Raw genomic sequence first — 16,998 nt, forward strand, 5'->3', positions numbered from 1 at the left:
GTTTCGATTTGACTTTGAGTTTCCGAGAGTTGAGAAGTGAGCTGAGATTCCAATTCAGAGCGACTTTGACGCACACTCTCTAGCTGAGCTTCTAAGTCAGATACTTGAGATTGAAGTTGAGCTTGATTTTGATTAGCTGTTTCGATTTGACTTTGAGTTTCCGAGAGTTGAGAAGTGAGCTGAGATTCCAATTCAGAGCGACTTTGACGCACACTTTCTAACTGATTTTCTAAGTCCGATACTTGAGATTGAAGTTGATTTTGATTCTGGTTCGCTGTCTCGGTTTGACTTTGAATTTCCGAGAGTTGAGAATAAAGTTGCGATCGTTCGGTGTTAGCTGTTTCTAGCTGAACTTCTAATTCAGAGCGACTTTGACGCACACTTTCTAGCTGATTTTCTAAGTCCGATACTTGAGATTGAAGTTGAGTTTGATTCTGATTGACCGTCTCGATTTGACTTTGGGATTCCGAGAGTTGAGAAGTGAGCTGAGATTCCAATTCAGAGCGACTTTGACGCACACTTTCTAACTGGTGCTCTAACTCGGAGATTTGAGATTTAAGTTGATTTTGATTCTGGTTGGCTGTCTCGGCTTGACTTTGAATTTCCGAGAGTTGAGAATAAAGTTGCGATCGTTCTGTTTTAGCAATTTCTAGCTGAGATTCTAATTCAGAGCGAGTTTGACGCACACTTTCTAACTGGCGTTCTAACTGGGAGATTTGAGATTGAAGTTTAGTTTGATTCTGATGGGCTGTCTCGATTTGACTTTGGGATTCCGAGAGTTGAGAATAAAGGTGCGATCTTTCTGTGTTAGCTGTTTCTAATTGAGCTTGCAGTTCTGATAACTGAGACTGGAGTTGCGAGCTATCTTCCTCCTTGCGATGTATCTTAGACTCCAATTCTGACAACTCAGACAGGAGTCTTTCTCGCTCTAAAACCACCATTTCGGATTGAAGTTGTAGTTCATGAACTTGAGAGTTTAACTGCATTTTCTCCAGATTAGCAGCTTCTAACTGTCTTTGCAGTTCTAATAATTCAAATGGAGGTTGCTGTGCTTGTTCGCGAGCTGTTTGCAATTGAGAGTTGAGTATTTCGCGCTCTTGCTCTGCACTCTCCAATTGAGCTTGTAACTCTGACAATTCCGAAGTAAATTGCGATCGCTCTGCTTCGACTAATTGCAGTTGAGTTTGCAAACCCAACAGTTGAGACTGAAGTTGGTGCCGCTCTTCAATCGAGCGATCGAACTTAATTTGAATTTCCGACAACTGGTACTGTACCTGCAATCGGCTTTGGCTAGCCGTTTCCAACTGACTCTCAAATTCCGACAGCAGAGCGTGAAATTGAGAACGTTCTGCATCAACCGCTTCTAACTCTGCTTGCATTTCCAGCAATTGAGCGTTAAGTTGCGATCGCTCCTGATCCGCAACTTCTAACAGCTCTTTAAGTTCTGCCACTTCTGCTAACTGCGACTCAGCTTGGTGAGCATTTTCTAACTGAAACTGCAAATCAGCAATCAGAGCATCAATTTGCGATCGATCCTGGGCAATTCCTGTCAAAAATTCTTCCATTTCTGACACTTGATTTTTTAAGAAATCTTGCTCGCGAGTCACAGTTTCCAACCGACTTTGCAACTGGGACAATTCAGAATTTAGCTGATTTTCATTCTGTACCTTTTGTCGCAATTCCGAAGTTCGGGCATCCAACTGAGCAGCCAAATTTGATATAGCCTCCTGCGAACCCTGCATCCGCACCAAATTGCGTGAATTTCGCTTATTCAAAATTAGCCAGCAGACTAATGCCCCGCCTCCAAATCCTATTAATAAAAGTAATGCTTCCATTTGTTTTATCTAATTAATATAAATTGAGTGATTTTGATGCTGACCAAAAAAATGGACATCCACAACTCGCTATCTTATATCGTTTCCGGTTGCATCGGAATAAGAAAATCGAGCCTACAGTTAACAATCAACCATTCAGTTTTGCGACCCGCCAGTCAACAGTCAACAGTCAACAGTTAACAGTCAACAGTCATGAGGAGTGCAACCGAAATTGATATTACTCAAAGCTATCACAACTTGCCAGCTTGTGTTCACTTGGCTCAACAATTTATATTTCTTTACAAATCCGTTTTGTTTACAGGTAAGGTGCAGCGCACCCTGCAAGTCCGATTAATGAAGCAAATCCACAATATGAGGAATAATTTCGATATGCTGAGTCAACAAATAATCCAACCTATCCGCCAGTAAACTAAAAATTAAATCGTTGTAACTCATTCCGTATTCCGCCAAACCTAAAGCTACCAAACTCGTCACATTTTCCCCTGGATGTTTCAGATCCGGTTTGGGATTTGCTTCCAAAACATAAAGTGAGCCATCAGCATCACTTCGGACATCAATCCTCACCAAACTGTTCAAACTAAACTCCCAATAAATTTTTCGAGCTAACTCAATTAACTCTTGTTTTAGTTCCGGTTCCTCACCGCCCATCAACCGTCCTCGGTCGGCCGTAATCGCCTTTTTATCCATAGAAGTAAAGATGCGTTCTTCCGGCTCCAGCACCCGCTCAACAGTCGAAAAAGCAAAGGGTTTGGTATTTTTATCAAATATGCCTTTAGCATAAGTAACATAGCCACAAACCGCTACACAAAATTCTCTTCCCGGCAAATATTTTTCAATTAAAGCAGTATTGTGAGTGTCTCGGTGAACGTCCGAAACCGCCTGAGACAAACCCTCAATATTGTCTACAAAATGAACGTGTAATGAAGCGCGGCCGGATACTGGTTTAACAACAAACGGCCCTTGATAGTCACCAAAAGCAATGGCAAAACGCTGATGCAAATTAGGCTGCAAAATCCCTTGAGAAGGATGCCAAGTCATAAACGGAGCGGTTTTAATTCCGACTGATTGCAGTTCCCGTTTAAAAGCGTGTTTGTTATCTAAAGTTGAACTGTTTAAAGGATTGTGACCCACATAAGGCATTCCCAACATTTCCAACAATGCGGGAGTGTGACAAACAGGATTGTAGCCTTGGACTCCGCCAGTATTCAGCCACACTAAATGGATATTATTTTGTTTGAGTTGTTCCGGCAAATTCATGTCATCAGGTAGGACAAAAACGTGCTTAAAGCCAATTTCTGCTAATGCTGTAGCAATCTCGCGGGCGACGATTTCGTAACTCTTCCAAGCGCGGGGATTGTGAGTTTTGTAAATCACTGAGCCGGGGCGATCGCAGTCGCCGCCGAACACCACAGCAATCCGCAATTTAGCAAACATCACCTCCAAATATTGAGGCAGCAAACTAAAGTCATAATGCCAGCTATTCAGGCTGATTGATGTTGGAGTCATTTAAGTATTTTTTTCCTTTTTGTTTCATTTTTTAGCCACCGAACTGCTAGATTTTCCCAAGTAGATTCCCGCCAAAACCACAGAAAAAGCAAACCAATTAAACAAGCTTAAACTTTCCGAAAACAGCACCCAAGCCATAATAGCCGTAATTACCGGTTCTAGGAGCAGGAAAAAAGCTACAAATTCCGACGAAAAACGACCGAGACTGTGGATAAGCAGTCCCTGACCAAAAGCTTGGCAAACCACGGCCAAAGCAATTACAGTCAGCCATCCCTCCCAAGAATAAGGGAAAACTCGATCGCCCGCAAGGAGAACCAGTGGCAAAACCAAGATACTGCCCATAAAACAGCGCCACATCAATATAGTTGTCGCCGGAAACTTGGTTCGCAAATGTTCGGAAATTAGCAGATTTCCTGCATAAAACATCGCCGATAAAAGAGCAGCAACGTCGCCGACAAGATTGTCTCCCGCAGTTTGCAAATCGTCGATTCCGATCGCAATTGCGCCAGACAAAGCCACCGCCAGTCCCACCAAAAACCTGTTGTCAAAGCGTCGCCCCAACAGCAGCCATCCCCCCAAAGTAGTAAATAAAGGAGTTAAGTTTCGCAGTACAGTAGAATTAGCGACATTAGTCTGACTCAGTGACCAGGCCCAGAAACCCACAGAAGCAGAAGAAACCACGCCTACGGCTATTAACAGCATCACATCCTGCAGAGTGTAGTTCGATCGCTCTTCAACTTGGGCCCCAGACATTCGGCGACGCGCAGCATCAGCACCATTCCATAGTCCAAATACTACAGTTGCTATCCACAAACGGTTAAAAACAGTAGCATTCGGGCTGATTTCCCGTTCGCTCAACCTAATAAAAATCGCTGCCAGCGACACCGCTAGCAGCGCCGCCGACAGCGAAACGATCGCCCAAATTTTGCCTTGACTGTCAGCTAAGTCACCGTTTTTTAAACTGTCTGGCTTTCCCGAAACAAGAGTTTTGTTTTCAGGTGTTAAGGCAGAGTGTAACTCGGTTTTTTCCAAAATATTGCGCTGAAGTTCAATATTTGGCTCTGGCAATCCCAGTTTTTTTGACATTATTAAAAGTTCCAATGAAGGCAGAATGCAGTTGTGTAGGGTGCGTGACAAAAGAAAATTTGGGCGACGAATGGAGTGACTCAAAAGTCACGCACTCTACTTACTAGGGCTGCAAAAACTATTTTTTAGAGTTAACAGCAGCTTAGGCTGAAGGTTTAACAGAAAGCTTTGTCAAAGCCTCCTTTATCGCCGGTGGCAATTGCCGGATAATCTTGTTCTTGTCACGATCGACACCAACCAAAGTTACCTGTGCTGTCACATATAACTCCTGAGTATCAGCCGATCGAATTTCGTAATCCCAAAGCAGCCGCACACCCTCGGTAGCAGCGATCCGCGTTCTGACTGCCACAGATTGACCCATTTGTACAGCCCGGTGGTAGCGCAGCGAAAGTTCCACCACGGGCAATTCCAAACCCTGCGCCACCCAGTCTGCATACTCGATGCCGAGAGAGCGCAAACTTTCCACCCTAGCTTCCTCCATCCAAGCAATATAAGTCCCGTGCCAAACCACACCGCTGTAGTCAGTATGGTGAGGGTACACTCGCACCAAATATTCAAACCAGCCCTCAGAGTCCATCCCCCGCCGATTTTGAATAGCACCAGCCGGTGCGAGTTCTGGTTGAGTTCGATCGTTCTCTAACACTTTACAAATCGTTCCAAAACGCTACATTTCTACAAATCATAAGACAAACTTCAGGTCTATGCTTAACATTAACGAACTAGAGTACCAACGGCCTAGTTTAACGTCGCACAAGAAAACTCAACTGTTTTTACCGCCAAAACCATGATAGAAAAAATTTTAGTAGCCGTCGCCGGTCGCGGCTTGTGCGAAGAGATGTTTAATATGTTGATGGACATCCCTTCCTTGCAACAAACCTCTGTCACCGTCTTGCACGTCGTGCCGCCCCAAGTAACCTCCGATGGCATGGCCGAGAAACTGGAAGAAGGAGGCAAGATTTTAGCACAAGCAGTCCAGTCTTTGAAAATAGATCCCAGCAAAGTCAACCCTCGGCTCAAACAGGGAGACCCGAAAACCACGGTTTGCCAAGTCGCAGAAGAAGAACAATCCGACTTAGTAATTATGGGTTCCCGGGGACTCGGACGGCTGCAATCGATTTTGGAAAACTCAGTCAGCCAGTACGTTTTCCAGCTAACATCCCGACCGATGTTGTTAGTAAAAGACGACATCTACGTCAAAAAAATCAAGCGCGTCATGGTGGCGGTAGACAAATCAGAAGCTGCCAAACAGTCATTAGAGCTTGCGCTATCTTTGGTTAAAGAAGTCAGCGGCGGAGAGATAATTTTAGTACACGTCACCAAAGATTTGACGGGAAAAGCCAGCGAAGATTTAACAGGAAGTGCTGAAAAAGACCCCGTATTAGCTCCGGCAGTAGCACTAGCGAAACAAATGGGAGTTAGCTACCGCTGCGTGAGTGCTACAGGCAAGCCAGGGGAAGAAATTTGTCGGATTGCAGACGACTTGAATGCCGACTTGTTGGTAATCGGTTCCCCGGATCGGAGACCCAGCGTTGCCAAAAACTTTGTGGATATCGATCGACTCCTAGGAAATTCGCTATCAGACTATGTGCGAGTTTATGCCAACTGTCCCGTCTTGCTAGCCCGCACAGTCGGCTAGGATCTTATTGTTAAGAGTTAGCAGCTAACACTCAACAGTTAATCAAAAAAGCGCCTCAGCAAAAAGCTGTTGGCGCTTTTTTTTGCAAGCAGCAAAGCCAGATAAAAATAGCAGCAGTTGCTAATCTTTTCTACCTTGACGGCTAGCAGTTTGAATGTACAGAATGATTAGAAAAACACTGGGAACCAATACAAACAGAATGGTTGCCACAAACCCTAAATCGTTAACTTCCATGAAGACGCTCGCCTCTATCGGAAAATAGAAAAACACACACAACTAGGATATCACTCAAAGGCAAAAGGCAAACTCGAAGACAGAAGAAGAGCTTACCGACAAGCGTCGAAACCCTCTTTCTGCTTGGATGCCTCGCTGCCCCATCTCTTATTTGTCCTAGAAACCAAGTTTCTTTTCCTAGGCGAGCAAAAAGCGTGATTATACAGTGAAATAGGAAAAAAAACACAATTTTTGCATTCTGCATTTTCTTTCTGTTAATCAACCTTCTGCCTTCTGAGAGTCACGGTTTAGTCTTCACGCTCACCTGGCCATTGACCATAGCTTGACAAGCCAACCGATAGTTTTCGGGCTTCTTCTTGAGCTTGCGATTCTCAAAGTCAGTGCGGGGCGACAGATTTTCACTACCCTCGACAATTTCCACAATGCAGGTGCCGCATTGACCGATGCCCCCGCAATTCATCATCTTTCCCGAAAATGTGTACAAATCGATGCGGTTTTCTAGAGCTTTGAGCCTCAAATTGGCTCCGTCTGCTGCGATGACTTCCTGATTTTCCTTCACAAACTTGATATTGGCCATTGCCGATCCCTTAACGCAGTTGACATGGAACTCTATTACAAAATATTAACTAATGTGTCGGACGTTTAATACAGGATGTCCAATTGATCTGGTAATTAAAGCTCCCCCCAACCCAATCTCAAGGAGCATCCGAGAGGTTATTAGTGGGCAGATTGCTCACAGCCCGCTGAAGAGACGAAAGTCCCAGGTTGTAGGTAACAATTGCCGACAATCGGTTTCTCTCAGCCCTAGTCAAATCAGTTTCCGCCTGAATCACATCCGTCTGAGTACCCACACCAGCTTGAAACCGCAGTCTCGCCAGACGCAGAGCTTCCCTCGACTGCAAAACCCCCGCCTCAGAAGTTTCGATATTCTCAAAACTCGACTCTAAGCCAAAATAAGCTTGTTCCACTTCCCGGCGCACCTGATTGCGGAGTTGGTCAAATCGACTTTCGGCGATCGTAATATCCGCATCCCGCTGTTTTACCCTCGCGTTCGCCGCGCCCCCATCGAAGATACTCCAAGTCAGACTCGCCCGGATCGAATAACCATCGGCCCAGCCGCGAGCAGTATACGGATCGGGGTTATCAGGGTCTTGTCCCAGTACGTTGTAACTACCCCCAACACTCAGTTGAGGCAAACGCCCCGCCTGAATCGATCGCCTCTGCTGCTTGCTGATATCCCTCTGCACCAACTGCTGTTCCAACTCGGGGCGATTCTTAAAAGCCTGCACGATACTCTCTTCCAAAGACAGCCTCCAAGAGCCCGCTTGTTCTACAGGATCTGCCGCTGTCAAGTTCGCCGACTGGCTGATATTCAAAATCTCAGCCAGTCGCCGCTGGGCAACCCGCTGATCCCGGCGGGCCACTGACAGTTGTTGCACTTCGTTAGCCAAATTTGCCTGAGCTTGCAACACAGCAAACCGGGTTCCCACCCCTGCCCGTTCTAGGGCTTCGGCATCCCGCAAACTTTGCTGGGCATTTCTGACCGAAGCTTGGCGGATGGCAACTTGTCCGTCCGCGTTTTGCAAGGTGTAGTAAGCCTCAGCAGTGTCGAAGCGGAGTTCCTCGGCTTGGCGTTCCACATCCAATTCCCGAAGGCGCAACTGTTCCTCTGCCGCGCGGATGTTAGCCCGTCGCCTTCCGAACAAATCGATGTCATAGCTCAACTGCAAAGTGCTGTTGAGACTGTTGTTGCCGAAATTTGTGCCGGCTTGCTCGGCGGGCTGCCCGGTTCGGTTAGCCAGAGCGTTGAGGCGGCGCTGCCCAGCCCGGATTCCGAGTTCTCCGCCGGCCGTCACAGAGCGGCTGGCGTCCATTTGAAAATTTAGGTCTGGATAAAGAGCAGCTTGCTGTTCGCGCAAAGCTGCTCTGCTTTGTTCCACTTGCTGTCCGGCGATTTGCAAAACTTGGCTGTTGCGGCGGGCGAGGTCGATCGCCTGCTGCAAGGTAATTGACTCAGTTTGCTCGATCCTGACATCCTCCGGGTTTGTCGGAAACAGCAGCGGATTCGGGTTGGGTTCCAGGGAAGTCGGAGGCTTGGTGTCTAAAATGCCCCTCGGAGGGACAGGGGGGAAACTTTCGTTCGGAGTGCCCCGGAGAATTGGTACTGGGGAACTGGGCACAGGAACATTGTTGGGAGGGTTCGGGGAAGGCTGCTGAGTCTGTGTCGGTTCCAACCCTCTTAGAGGCGTCGAACCGGCCTGAGACAGAGTTGATGGGGAAGCCGGAGCAGCCTGTTGAGGCTTTGATGCTTGCTCCGGCCCGGCTGGGGGGTTAAGGGCGATCGACTGTTCGGCCTCTGACGCTGATTCTGCCGCTTTGTTCGAGGTCGATCGAACATTCTGCCCTAATTCGAGCTGATTGCTAAGGGCCAAACTGTCCTGAGATTGAGTCGGAGACTGTGCTGAAGCACTCTGTGCGGCGTTGCCCAAAGTAATTGCAGCGCCCACTCCGACTACGATGATTTGACGAAAAACACGCATAATTTTTTAATTACTCTGCAATCCTAGAGACAATTTTAGAGCAAGATTGAGGTCTCAAGTTTCTAGTCTGTAGCCTGAACTCGACGGTTACAAGTCAGAATTACCCTACTCATCTTAGCTTTTGAATGTTCGATTCTAAATTTAGAATTCAACCTCAGCAGTTGCCAGACCGATCGCCGCCGAGATTAGTTCCTCTACTCCGCTCACCGGCAAAATCCGGGTTTTCAGCGAGCTGGCGAGCTGTTCGACGGTCATGTCGTCGAGAAAACGCGGTTCCCCCTGTTTTAGCATCACCGACGGCAGCAGGATGCCATCTCCCAAGTCTCTGCCCTGCAAAGCTTCGAGCAAATCTTGCCCGGTGAGCAAACCCGTGACAGTGATAGTTTGTCCCCAGTAGTGGCTGCACAGTGCTGCCATGTTGATGGACAAGCCGGGAATTTGGTTTAGTTGTTGTACGATCGGCTCAAAAGCTTTTTCGACAGCATTCCCCACCACCCAAACTAACTTGCGATCGGGCTCGACTGGCATCGGTTGCAGCTTCTCGAAAGCCGTTTCAAACTGCTGGATAAACTGGCGAATCGAACCCACACCGTTACCAATTTGGGGATAATCTTCGTAATCAGCAGCCGACGGCAAATCTAAACCCGCGATTAAAAACCACTCGTCAGCCAGCCAAATACAGCGCGATTTTGAATTCTGCTTTTTCCCTTTTTTGCCACCTTTTCCTGTACTCAAAAGCCCTTGAATTTTCTGCACTTGCTCGATTACTTCTCGCGCTTTTTCCGCCGTTACTGCGATTAGTTCATCTTCGGGAGGGCGAAAGCGAGTTAAACCCACCGGCACTACAGCCACCGATGCGACAGCGGGAATACTTCCAGTATGAAACTTTGCCAAATCTAACAAAGTACGTTCTAAATGTTCGCCATCATTAATACCAGGACAAACAACTACTTGAGCGTGAATTTGCAAGCGGCGTTCTTGAAACCACTTGATTTGCTCTAAAATCTGGCCAGCCCGGAGATTTTTTAACAGTCTAATTCGCACTTCCGGTTCGGTAGCGTGCACGGAAACATAAAGAGGAGAAAGCCGCATTTTTTCGATTCTGTCCCACTCTTTTTGAGTCAGATTTGTGAGAGTGAGATAGCTACCATAAAGAAAACTAAGTCGGTAGTCATCATCTTTGAGATACAAAGTTTCGCGCTTTCCCGGAGGCTGTTGGTCAATAAAGCAAAAAGGGCAGCGATTGTTGCACTGAATTAGTCCATCGAAGAGAGCAGTTTCAAATTCCAATCCCAAGTCTTCGTCATACTCTTTTTCTATTTCTAACTTGTGAGTTTTGCCTTTAGTGTCTAATACTTCTAATTCTAAAAATTCATCGGCGCACAGGAATTGATAGTCAATCAAGTCGCGGGGTTTTTGACCGTTGACGGCGACGATTGAGTCTCCGGGTTCAAATCCCATTTCGGCGCAGATGCTGTCGGGGATAACTTTGGTGATTAGGGCGGGTCGGGTTGATAAGTCGCTCATGATTTCGGGATTAATTATTGGGTTAGATTGAGTTTTGTAGAGTTTCTTGAGGTTTTTATGTGTAAAAACAACCCTCGTACTATCTCTTATTCACCTGTCTCAATTCTACAGGTTTAGTTTAGTTGAAAATGCTGAAGGCGAGTAAGAAGGGGTTTACATACATCAGCGACTTGCGGTATTCTAGATTAGATAGTGTATTGTACAGCATCTGCGACACAATTATAAGTTAACTTTAAAAAATAAATGGTAGAGCTATAGCAAGTCTATTTTAGTCGTGAATGTAGAACAACCTGAAACGCTTGTGATGATTGAATCGATTGTTTACAAATCAAATGGTTTTGCTATATGAATGATTATATCGATTTTTACTGTGAGCGGCTCATTCCTGGTTTATGGAGCGAGCCACTGAATGCTATTTCCAATGTGTCTTTCATTATTGCAGCATGGGCTATTTGGCAATTAGCTCAGCGACACCACAGAATATCACCTGGTATTTGGATACTGATTGCTTTAGCCACCAGTATTGGTATCGGAAGTTTCCTGTTTCATACATTTGCAACGCGATGGGCAAATTTACTAGATGTGATTCCTATTCTGCTCTTTCAGCTTTGTTTTATATGGCTTTACAGTCGTCGGGTAGTTAGGATGAATTCAGGATATGCAGGAGTATTACTTGCAGCATTCTTTTTTGTTAGCGATTTTAGCAAGCAATTTATAAATCTTCTCAATGGTTCTCTTTCGTATGCTCCTGCATTTTTGGTTTTGCTCGGACTAGGACTGTATCACTATCGACAGCAAAAGCGCGAACCATTCATTCTATTAGCAGCAACAGGTGTTTTCCTATTAGCCCTTGCATTCCGTACTATCGATCGGGCAATTTGCCCTTTGTTTTCACCAGGGACTCATTTCTTCTGGCACCTTTTTAATGGTGTTTTGCTGTACCTGTCAGCAAGAAGCCTGCTCTTAAATTGGTCAGAGCGAGTAAAAACTTAAAACTCAAAGTAATATATCGCGCATACTGACTCTCAGGTTCCTACGATCGCACACCACAAACTCAGCATCAGGCATAAACTCGCTAAATGTTGTGGAATCAAAGATTTAATTGAGCGCTTGGCAATTTTTTGAGTTACAAATATTGTAACTAATAATGATACAATCAAAGTTAAACCTTGCAAGAAACTAATCACCGCTGGATCGGCAATAAAACTCGGTAAATCGTCTCTAATTTGTCCGAAAGTGGCCAAAGTTACGGGAATCACTCGACCGCCTTCCTGCAAACCCAATCGCCAATAGTGAGCCAAACTACCGCCCCAAACTAAGGGTAAATAACCGTAGGCGAGAGAGACAAATGAGAGGGGTTTGTAGGTTGTAAATGGCATGGTTTCTGCTTGTCCCAATCGATAAATTGCCTGCATGATTGCGTAGGCAATTAGGGGAATCATCGGCGGGATAATTAACACTGCGATCGATAGTCCTAAATGAGGTAAAAATTGCTCTAAATTGATGCCCAGCCCCAACCAACTATTTATCTCCGGCAAGCGATGCAGATAAATACCGCCTAATAATAGAAATAACAGGGCAACTTCATAACTGTGAGGAACGTGGGTAGTCCATAATTCGATGCCGGGAGGGCGCAGATTTAATTCTACCGATCGATGCGGACAAGCTTTCAAGCAAGTCATGCACAACACGCAATCTTTATTATCGGTTAACTGGGCGGGATGGGAATAAATCGGACAGCCATTAGTAGTTAATCCTTCCCCCAAGCCGGGGCCGCCTTTGTAACATTGGTAGGTGCTGCATTCCGCCGCGCAGGTCCCTTGTTGGGCGCGAAGTTCGATAATTGAGAGTTTAGCAAATAATCCATTCATTCCCCCGATCGGGCATAAATAACGACACCAAAATCGCCTCTCGAAGATTAGGGAAAAAATTACCGCTCCGGCGGTGATGAGCAACAACAAACAACTGGATAAATAGGCGGTATTTTCTAAATTCCACAACTCTTCCCACAGAAATATCAGAGTAAATAGTCCAAATAGAAGCCAGCCACCCCATTTTTCGGCTTGTTGGCGCGGCCATTTATTGAGAGTTCGAGGGAAAATTTTTAGCGATAATTTTTGGACGATTTCCCCATAAATCATAAAAGGGCAAAAAGCACACCACAATCGCCCGATGATGGGGAATAATAATAAAATTAACGGCCACCACCACGCCCAAAAGATATTTAGGGCAAAATTATGTTGTCGATCTTGGGGAGCAACAAACAGGATAATTACCACCAATGCAAACACCCAGGTGGTAAACCAATAATTCACGCGATCGGGATACCAATCGCTCCGTAAAAATTGCCGAAATTTTGGATAAATATTTAATAAATTCAGCCGAAACTTTTGTTTCTTCGCCGCCTGGGCCCAAAAGACTTCTTCCGTTAATACCTGACTCCCCTGTGCTTGAACTAAGGCGCGATCGACCATTCCCTGCAATTCCTGCAAATTACCTGGAAAATCGTAGGCTTGTAAGCGGCGAATTGCTTCCGGTGTAACTTGGGGCTTACCTAATTTCTTTTGGCGACCAATGATATTGAGATAATAGTTGACTTGTGCCTCTAAATCTGCTTTTCGCACCCGCAAGGATGGGACTTTAATCTTGTGTTGTGTCAGCTTATCTAGTTTGGGCTGCACAATTTCTGAGATTAAAATTATCCGGGCCTTACTAGAACGCGGTGGTCGCGGTATTTGTCCTTCCTTGACAACTGGCGTATAGGTTCCCTCGGTTAATAATTGCTGAATTTGGGGGCATAATTGAGCGGGTAATTCTTGCACGTCATTTAAAATTAACGTCCCTTCTCCCAACCATTCCAACAGCCCCGGTTTGCCGCCCAACCGCCCGAATAATTCCGCTCCATTGCTCTGAAGTAAAGCACTTTTAATCTGAATAATTGGCTCGTTGCGGCGATGGGAACCGAAATGAATTAAAGCAGCTAAATTATCCTTTTCTAAACCGGGTTCGCCAGAGATTAATACCGATCGGCTGTCACTCGATGCCGTGCGAATTTGTTGGCGCAATTTCACTGCATAACGACTATTGCCAATGACTCCTCGTTTCGCCCTAGGTACTAGATAGCTTCGGAGGGCATTTTGACGCTCTCGTTCGTAGGCAATTTCTGCTTCTAGCTGCTCTAATTTCGCCGCCAAACGTTGAGCGTAGGCTTCGGCGATCCGTGGATATCTTTCTAGCAAACCACGCCAGCGATCGGCACTAATTACCCAAAATTGACACTCTGTCCGAGCAATAATTCGACTATCCGCAGGTTGCGATCGATGAAGGGCCGATAAATTGACGATCGCCCCCGGCAATAAACTACTCCCCCACATTAATCCCGGTTGTTTGCGGCGGTAGCGATCGGCTTGTCCCCGTTCTAAAATATAGAGATTAGTGACAGGCGTATCTTCAATTACCACTCGAAATCCGGCAGGAAAAGTTGCCATTTCCATTTCACGCGCGATCGCCTGTAAAATCTCGCGGGATAATATGCCTAATTCGGTGCTCGATTCGAGCCAGTTAACTAATGTTTCGGTAGACATCGCTTAGCGTCGGCGAAAGCCGAATCGTGGTGGTTGGTGTAGGATATATATTTTTGTGCTACATCAATATTAACTGCTGGGAACGACTAGCATTTTGAGTTTGAGTGTGGTGTTAATTTTCTGTCTTCAGCATAGCCGATCGACACTCCCCGCTCTAATATATTTTTTCTGCACGTCCTCCTGCAATCCGCACCTCAAAAGTTATTCCAGGTAGCTGAGGCTGCCATCCAAGTTGCACTGCTTGCCTTATCCATTGTGCTACATCAGAGGGTGTTACTGGTTTCACTTCGTTAATATCCACCAAACATTGAGGATGAGGTCGATCGGTGAGGATAACTAACACCGAACCCTGTTTTTCAGCGTGTTCGACACCAACATGAATATTTCCGCCAGCGAAGCATGATTGTGTATAAGTAGCTTGTCTTCGGATTAGCCAGATGAAAGCCTCCTCATCAACAATTATTTTTCTTGTTCCTTTTTTCGGTATTGACATAGTTTGCTAAGCTCGTTAGCGTAAAGGTAAAAATCGTACTTGCGCTTCCCATTCTCCTTCCAGACTGCACTCAGCTATTACCAAAATTTCCTCGATCGCCAAACCTACGGAAACACGACGACTTACTTCAAATAACCCTGGCATCTCAAGACCTGCTTGCATTCGTTCGGAGGCGAAGTTGGTCATCGTTGCTACATCGCTGGAACGCGGACAATATCAACGTCGGGATTCCGCCGCAGAATACCTCGGACAATCTGATTGTTAAAGTTCTCGTCTGCCAAGAATCGCAGCATATAATACTACCCTTTTTGGTCGCGTCTTGCTAATAGGCTATCGCGTATTCCAACTGGGTTAAAATGCCTTTCTGCTTCCTGCTGAAATTCTGCGACAAGACGTTGAAGTTACATCAGATAAGCGTTAACTTCGGATTAATGTCGCAAGTAGTAGCTGAGCGCAAAATAAATATCGGAAAGTTGGAGAGACGGATACTGTTCCCTAATTTCTTCTGCTGTGCATCCTTCAAGAAAAGCTGTAATCATCGTATCTAGGGTGACGCGGGTTCTGCTAACGCGAATCACACCGTTTGCATAAGCCACCAGCAAAATTGGTTCAGCCGTAGTAACAAGTAGCATTTTGAGATTGATGGCAGTGTTAGTTTTCTCTCTTTAGCTTAGCAGTTTGCTAAAGTAGATCGCCTTTACAATCAGGATAAGTTCTGGGTTGTGAATTTAGCTTTGCTGTGAGAGGATGTATCAAAAATATGTATTTATGAAACTCAAAATTTTGACGGGTTCCTGACAGGCTGAGGATCGGGAATTAAATAATTTACACAAGTTTGTGGGGAGTAGGGGTTGGGCGGGACGCCCATCCCACAAGAACCATCACGCATTGTAAGTTATTTAATTCTCATTCCTTAGTTGTTTCTGCCAGCACAACACCGCTCTTTTGTCAACCCAGACGTGCGGGAAATAATTGCTTTTGTTGCGATCCTCTTCCATACATCAGCACTGGGATTATGAACGGAGAAGCCGTTTAAAATCTGATACTATTGTTCCACAATTCCGGGAGTGATAAAGAAGGACATCGCTACACCAATGCTAGCAGCAGGAACCAGCCTAATTAGCGCTAATTAGGCATTTTGGCGCTCACTATATTCGGGCATTCTACATCCTTCACGGCGACGCTCACTTTGAGTTAAAAGCTAACAGCTTGTCAGCTATTAATCAGCTTTTTATGAACAGGCTCTCCGGCCCGTTCCACAAGAAAATTTACTTTTTGTGGAACAGGCATCTTACCTGTTCTTGTTTTGTGGAACAGGCTTTTTACCTGTCCTTGTAATTATAACAACCTAGGCATTTTTCACTGCCCCACCTGCGATCGCCGTTAAAATGGCTACGCCAAAAGCTAGCCGATACAACACAAATATCCACGTCTTTTGAGTTTGCAGGAACTTCATTAGCCACGCGATCGACAAATAAGAAAACACAAATGACGAAATCGTTCCTACTATCAAAGCTGCAACTCCCGCATCGCTGATTCCTTGTCCCAAATCACCCCTTAATTCCACTAATCCAGCCAGAGTAATTGCCGGAATTCCCAATAAAAAAGAAAACCGCGCGGCGGCAGGTCTTTCCAATCCCATGAACAATCCTGCTGTTAGGGTGGAACCCGATCGCGAACACCCTGGAATCAATGCGATTGCTTGAGCTAATCCCATCAAAATACCGTCTAAGACAGTTAACTTTTCATAAGTGCGATTGCGCTTGCCCATTTTTTCTGCTATTGCTAAAAGTAGCGACATCACGATCGAAGCAATGGCGATGCTGGCCAAACTCCTAAGTGGCGAGTTGTCAAAATCTGGAACCAATGCCTTGATTAGCAGCCCAAAAAAGACTATAGGTATTGTTCCCAAAACAAGTGCCATCGCCATTTGAAACTCATGGGATTTGTAGTTGCGCTGCACCAAGGCTTCTACTGCACCAACAGTTATATTTGTCAAGTCTTTCCAGAAATACCAAAGCACTGCAACAATGCTGCCCAACTGAATCACAGCAGTATAAGCAACTCCGGGATCGCCCCATCCCAGAGCGATCGGCACTACCTTTAAATGAGCGCTGCTGCTGATGGGCAAAAACTCTGTTAATCCTTGTACAATTCCTAAAACAAGGGCCTGCACCAGATTGATTTGAGCCGGCCCGGAAACATCAGCAGCCGGCGTTTGGGCGAGGAGTGCGTCAAGCAAAGCTATCATTAGTTGTAAATTCCCAGTTGTCAGTTTCTAGTAATCAGTTGAATTTAATATCTTGCACCCTTCTGGGAAGCTAGAAGCCCACCCCACCACAAATAAATTTTATTGTGGCGCGGACTGGAACAGTCCGCCCCTGAAAAGCCGATCGCAAATAGTGATATTCTGCCTGTAGAATCGCCTTGTCGATCGCCACTATCAGCAATTTATGATCGTCGAGCCGAAACTACTTTAACCTACTCAACAACATTTGCCTACATTTTGCTGATAAACTTAGGAAAGTTTTTGCATCTGATTTCGGTTTCCTTACAG

The 16,998-nt window shown here is 45.6% G+C and carries 14 protein-coding genes and 1 pseudogene; 2 read left to right on the forward strand and 13 right to left on the reverse strand.

The window, feature by feature from the left end; genetic code table 11:
• From QT979_RS00885 to QT979_RS00900, 4 genes and pseudogenes are all read right to left on the reverse strand, one after another.
• Nucleotides 1–1,835 (reverse strand): annotated as a pseudogene (locus QT979_RS00885) (hypothetical protein); the annotation flags it as partial.
• Nucleotides 1,836–2,165: 330 nt separating this feature from the next.
• The gene (locus tag QT979_RS00890) at nucleotides 2,166–3,341 is read right to left on the reverse strand and encodes an ATP-grasp domain-containing protein (protein ID WP_333307620.1); all 1,176 of its coding nucleotides are present in this window, start codon (nucleotides 3,339–3,341) and stop codon (nucleotides 2,166–2,168) included.
• A 24-nt stretch (nucleotides 3,342–3,365) separates the two neighbouring features.
• Complete coding sequence (locus tag QT979_RS00895; RefSeq protein ID WP_333307623.1) at nucleotides 3,366–4,427, reverse strand: DMT family transporter; 1,062 nt, start codon at nucleotides 4,425–4,427, stop codon at nucleotides 3,366–3,368.
• Nucleotides 4,428–4,569: 142 nt separating this feature from the next.
• Nucleotides 4,570–5,070: a thioesterase family protein gene (locus QT979_RS00900; RefSeq protein ID WP_333210390.1), complete on the reverse strand. Its 501-nt coding sequence runs from the start codon at nucleotides 5,068–5,070 to the stop codon at nucleotides 4,570–4,572.
• A 141-nt stretch (nucleotides 5,071–5,211) separates the two neighbouring features.
• Here QT979_RS00900 and QT979_RS00905 point away from each other — a divergent pair, with 141 nt between their 5' ends.
• Complete coding sequence (locus QT979_RS00905) at nucleotides 5,212–6,063, forward strand: universal stress protein (protein WP_333210388.1); 852 nt, start codon at nucleotides 5,212–5,214, stop codon at nucleotides 6,061–6,063.
• A gap of 120 nt (nucleotides 6,064–6,183) precedes the next feature.
• Here QT979_RS00905 and psbM read toward each other — a convergent pair whose 3' ends face one another.
• The 4 genes from psbM to QT979_RS00925 all read right to left on the reverse strand — a co-directional run bounded on the left by psbM (nucleotide 6,184) and on the right by QT979_RS00925 (nucleotide 10,364).
• A complete protein-coding gene (psbM, locus tag QT979_RS00910; protein ID WP_015177760.1) occupies nucleotides 6,184–6,297 on the reverse strand; it encodes a photosystem II reaction center protein PsbM in 114 nt (37 codons plus the stop codon).
• A gap of 280 nt (nucleotides 6,298–6,577) precedes the next feature.
• Nucleotides 6,578–6,874 carry a 2Fe-2S iron-sulfur cluster-binding protein gene (locus QT979_RS00915; protein ID WP_333083505.1) on the reverse strand — a complete coding sequence of 99 codons (297 nt, stop codon included), beginning with the start codon at nucleotides 6,872–6,874 and terminating at the stop codon, nucleotides 6,578–6,580.
• Nucleotides 6,875–6,992: 118 nt separating this feature from the next.
• On the reverse strand, nucleotides 6,993–8,837 hold the full coding sequence (locus QT979_RS00920) for a TolC family protein (protein ID WP_333210386.1): 1,845 nt from the start codon (nucleotides 8,835–8,837) through the stop codon (nucleotides 6,993–6,995).
• 141 nt (nucleotides 8,838–8,978) lie between these two features.
• A complete protein-coding gene (locus QT979_RS00925) occupies nucleotides 8,979–10,364 on the reverse strand; it encodes a TIGR03279 family radical SAM protein (protein WP_333307628.1) in 1,386 nt (461 codons plus the stop codon).
• Nucleotides 10,365–10,709: 345 nt separating this feature from the next.
• Here QT979_RS00925 and QT979_RS00930 point away from each other — a divergent pair, with 345 nt between their 5' ends.
• Nucleotides 10,710–11,357: a ceramidase domain-containing protein gene (locus QT979_RS00930; protein WP_333307631.1), complete on the forward strand. Its 648-nt coding sequence runs from the start codon at nucleotides 10,710–10,712 to the stop codon at nucleotides 11,355–11,357.
• Nucleotides 11,358–11,389: 32 nt separating this feature from the next.
• Here the strand turns inward: QT979_RS00930 and QT979_RS00935 are convergent, their stop codons facing one another.
• The 5 genes from QT979_RS00935 to QT979_RS00955 all read right to left on the reverse strand — a co-directional run bounded on the left by QT979_RS00935 (nucleotide 11,390) and on the right by QT979_RS00955 (nucleotide 16,692).
• Nucleotides 11,390–13,948, reverse strand: a complete 2,559-nt coding sequence (locus tag QT979_RS00935) for a sigma 54-interacting transcriptional regulator (protein WP_333307633.1) — start codon at nucleotides 13,946–13,948, stop codon at nucleotides 11,390–11,392.
• Nucleotides 13,949–14,102: 154 nt separating this feature from the next.
• Nucleotides 14,103–14,441, reverse strand: coding sequence for a hypothetical protein (locus QT979_RS00940; protein ID WP_333307636.1), 339 nt, complete (start codon nucleotides 14,439–14,441; stop codon nucleotides 14,103–14,105).
• Between the two features lie 15 nt (nucleotides 14,442–14,456).
• Nucleotides 14,457–14,627 (reverse strand): hypothetical protein, encoded by a 171-nt coding sequence (locus tag QT979_RS00945; protein ID WP_333307639.1) that lies wholly within the window; start codon nucleotides 14,625–14,627, stop codon nucleotides 14,457–14,459.
• 242 nt (nucleotides 14,628–14,869) lie between these two features.
• Nucleotides 14,870–15,073: a DUF433 domain-containing protein gene (locus QT979_RS00950; protein WP_333307642.1), complete on the reverse strand. Its 204-nt coding sequence runs from the start codon at nucleotides 15,071–15,073 to the stop codon at nucleotides 14,870–14,872.
• Between the two features lie 716 nt (nucleotides 15,074–15,789).
• On the reverse strand, nucleotides 15,790–16,692 hold the full coding sequence (locus QT979_RS00955) for an undecaprenyl-diphosphate phosphatase (protein ID WP_333307645.1): 903 nt from the start codon (nucleotides 16,690–16,692) through the stop codon (nucleotides 15,790–15,792).
• Nucleotides 16,693–16,998: the final 306 nt, after the last annotated feature.

Origin of the sequence: Microcoleus sp. w2-18bC1 (genome assembly GCF_036700365.1) — a bacterium.
Classification (GTDB): Bacteria; Cyanobacteriota; Cyanobacteriia; order Cyanobacteriales; family Microcoleaceae; genus Microcoleus.

What these genes read in the sequence shown, in the direction of transcription:
- QT979_RS00945 (WP_333307639.1), bottom strand. Translation starts at nt 14,627, where the DNA reads ATGACCAACTTCGCCTCCGAACGAATGCAAGCAGGTCTTGAGATGCCA.
- QT979_RS00920 (WP_333210386.1), bottom strand. Translation starts at nt 8,837, where the DNA reads ATGCGTGTTTTTCGTCAAATCATCGTAGTCGGAGTGGGCGCTGCAATT.
- QT979_RS00890 (WP_333307620.1), bottom strand. Translation starts at nt 3,341, where the DNA reads ATGACTCCAACATCAATCAGCCTGAATAGCTGGCATTATGACTTTAGT.
- psbM (WP_015177760.1), bottom strand. Translation starts at nt 6,297, where the DNA reads ATGGAAGTTAACGATTTAGGGTTTGTGGCAACCATTCTGTTTGTATTG.
- QT979_RS00935 (WP_333307633.1), bottom strand. Translation starts at nt 13,948, where the DNA reads ATGTCTACCGAAACATTAGTTAACTGGCTCGAATCGAGCACCGAATTA.
- QT979_RS00925 (WP_333307628.1), bottom strand. Translation starts at nt 10,364, where the DNA reads ATGAGCGACTTATCAACCCGACCCGCCCTAATCACCAAAGTTATCCCC.
- QT979_RS00905 (WP_333210388.1), top strand. Translation starts at nt 5,212, where the DNA reads ATGATAGAAAAAATTTTAGTAGCCGTCGCCGGTCGCGGCTTGTGCGAA.
- QT979_RS00940 (WP_333307636.1), bottom strand. Translation starts at nt 14,441, where the DNA reads ATGTCAATACCGAAAAAAGGAACAAGAAAAATAATTGTTGATGAGGAG.
- QT979_RS00895 (WP_333307623.1), bottom strand. Translation starts at nt 4,427, where the DNA reads ATGTCAAAAAAACTGGGATTGCCAGAGCCAAATATTGAACTTCAGCGC.
- QT979_RS00955 (WP_333307645.1), bottom strand. Translation starts at nt 16,692, where the DNA reads ATGATAGCTTTGCTTGACGCACTCCTCGCCCAAACGCCGGCTGCTGAT.
- QT979_RS00915 (WP_333083505.1), bottom strand. Translation starts at nt 6,874, where the DNA reads ATGGCCAATATCAAGTTTGTGAAGGAAAATCAGGAAGTCATCGCAGCA.
- QT979_RS00930 (WP_333307631.1), top strand. Translation starts at nt 10,710, where the DNA reads ATGAATGATTATATCGATTTTTACTGTGAGCGGCTCATTCCTGGTTTA.
- QT979_RS00950 (WP_333307642.1), bottom strand. Translation starts at nt 15,073, where the DNA reads ATGCTACTTGTTACTACGGCTGAACCAATTTTGCTGGTGGCTTATGCA.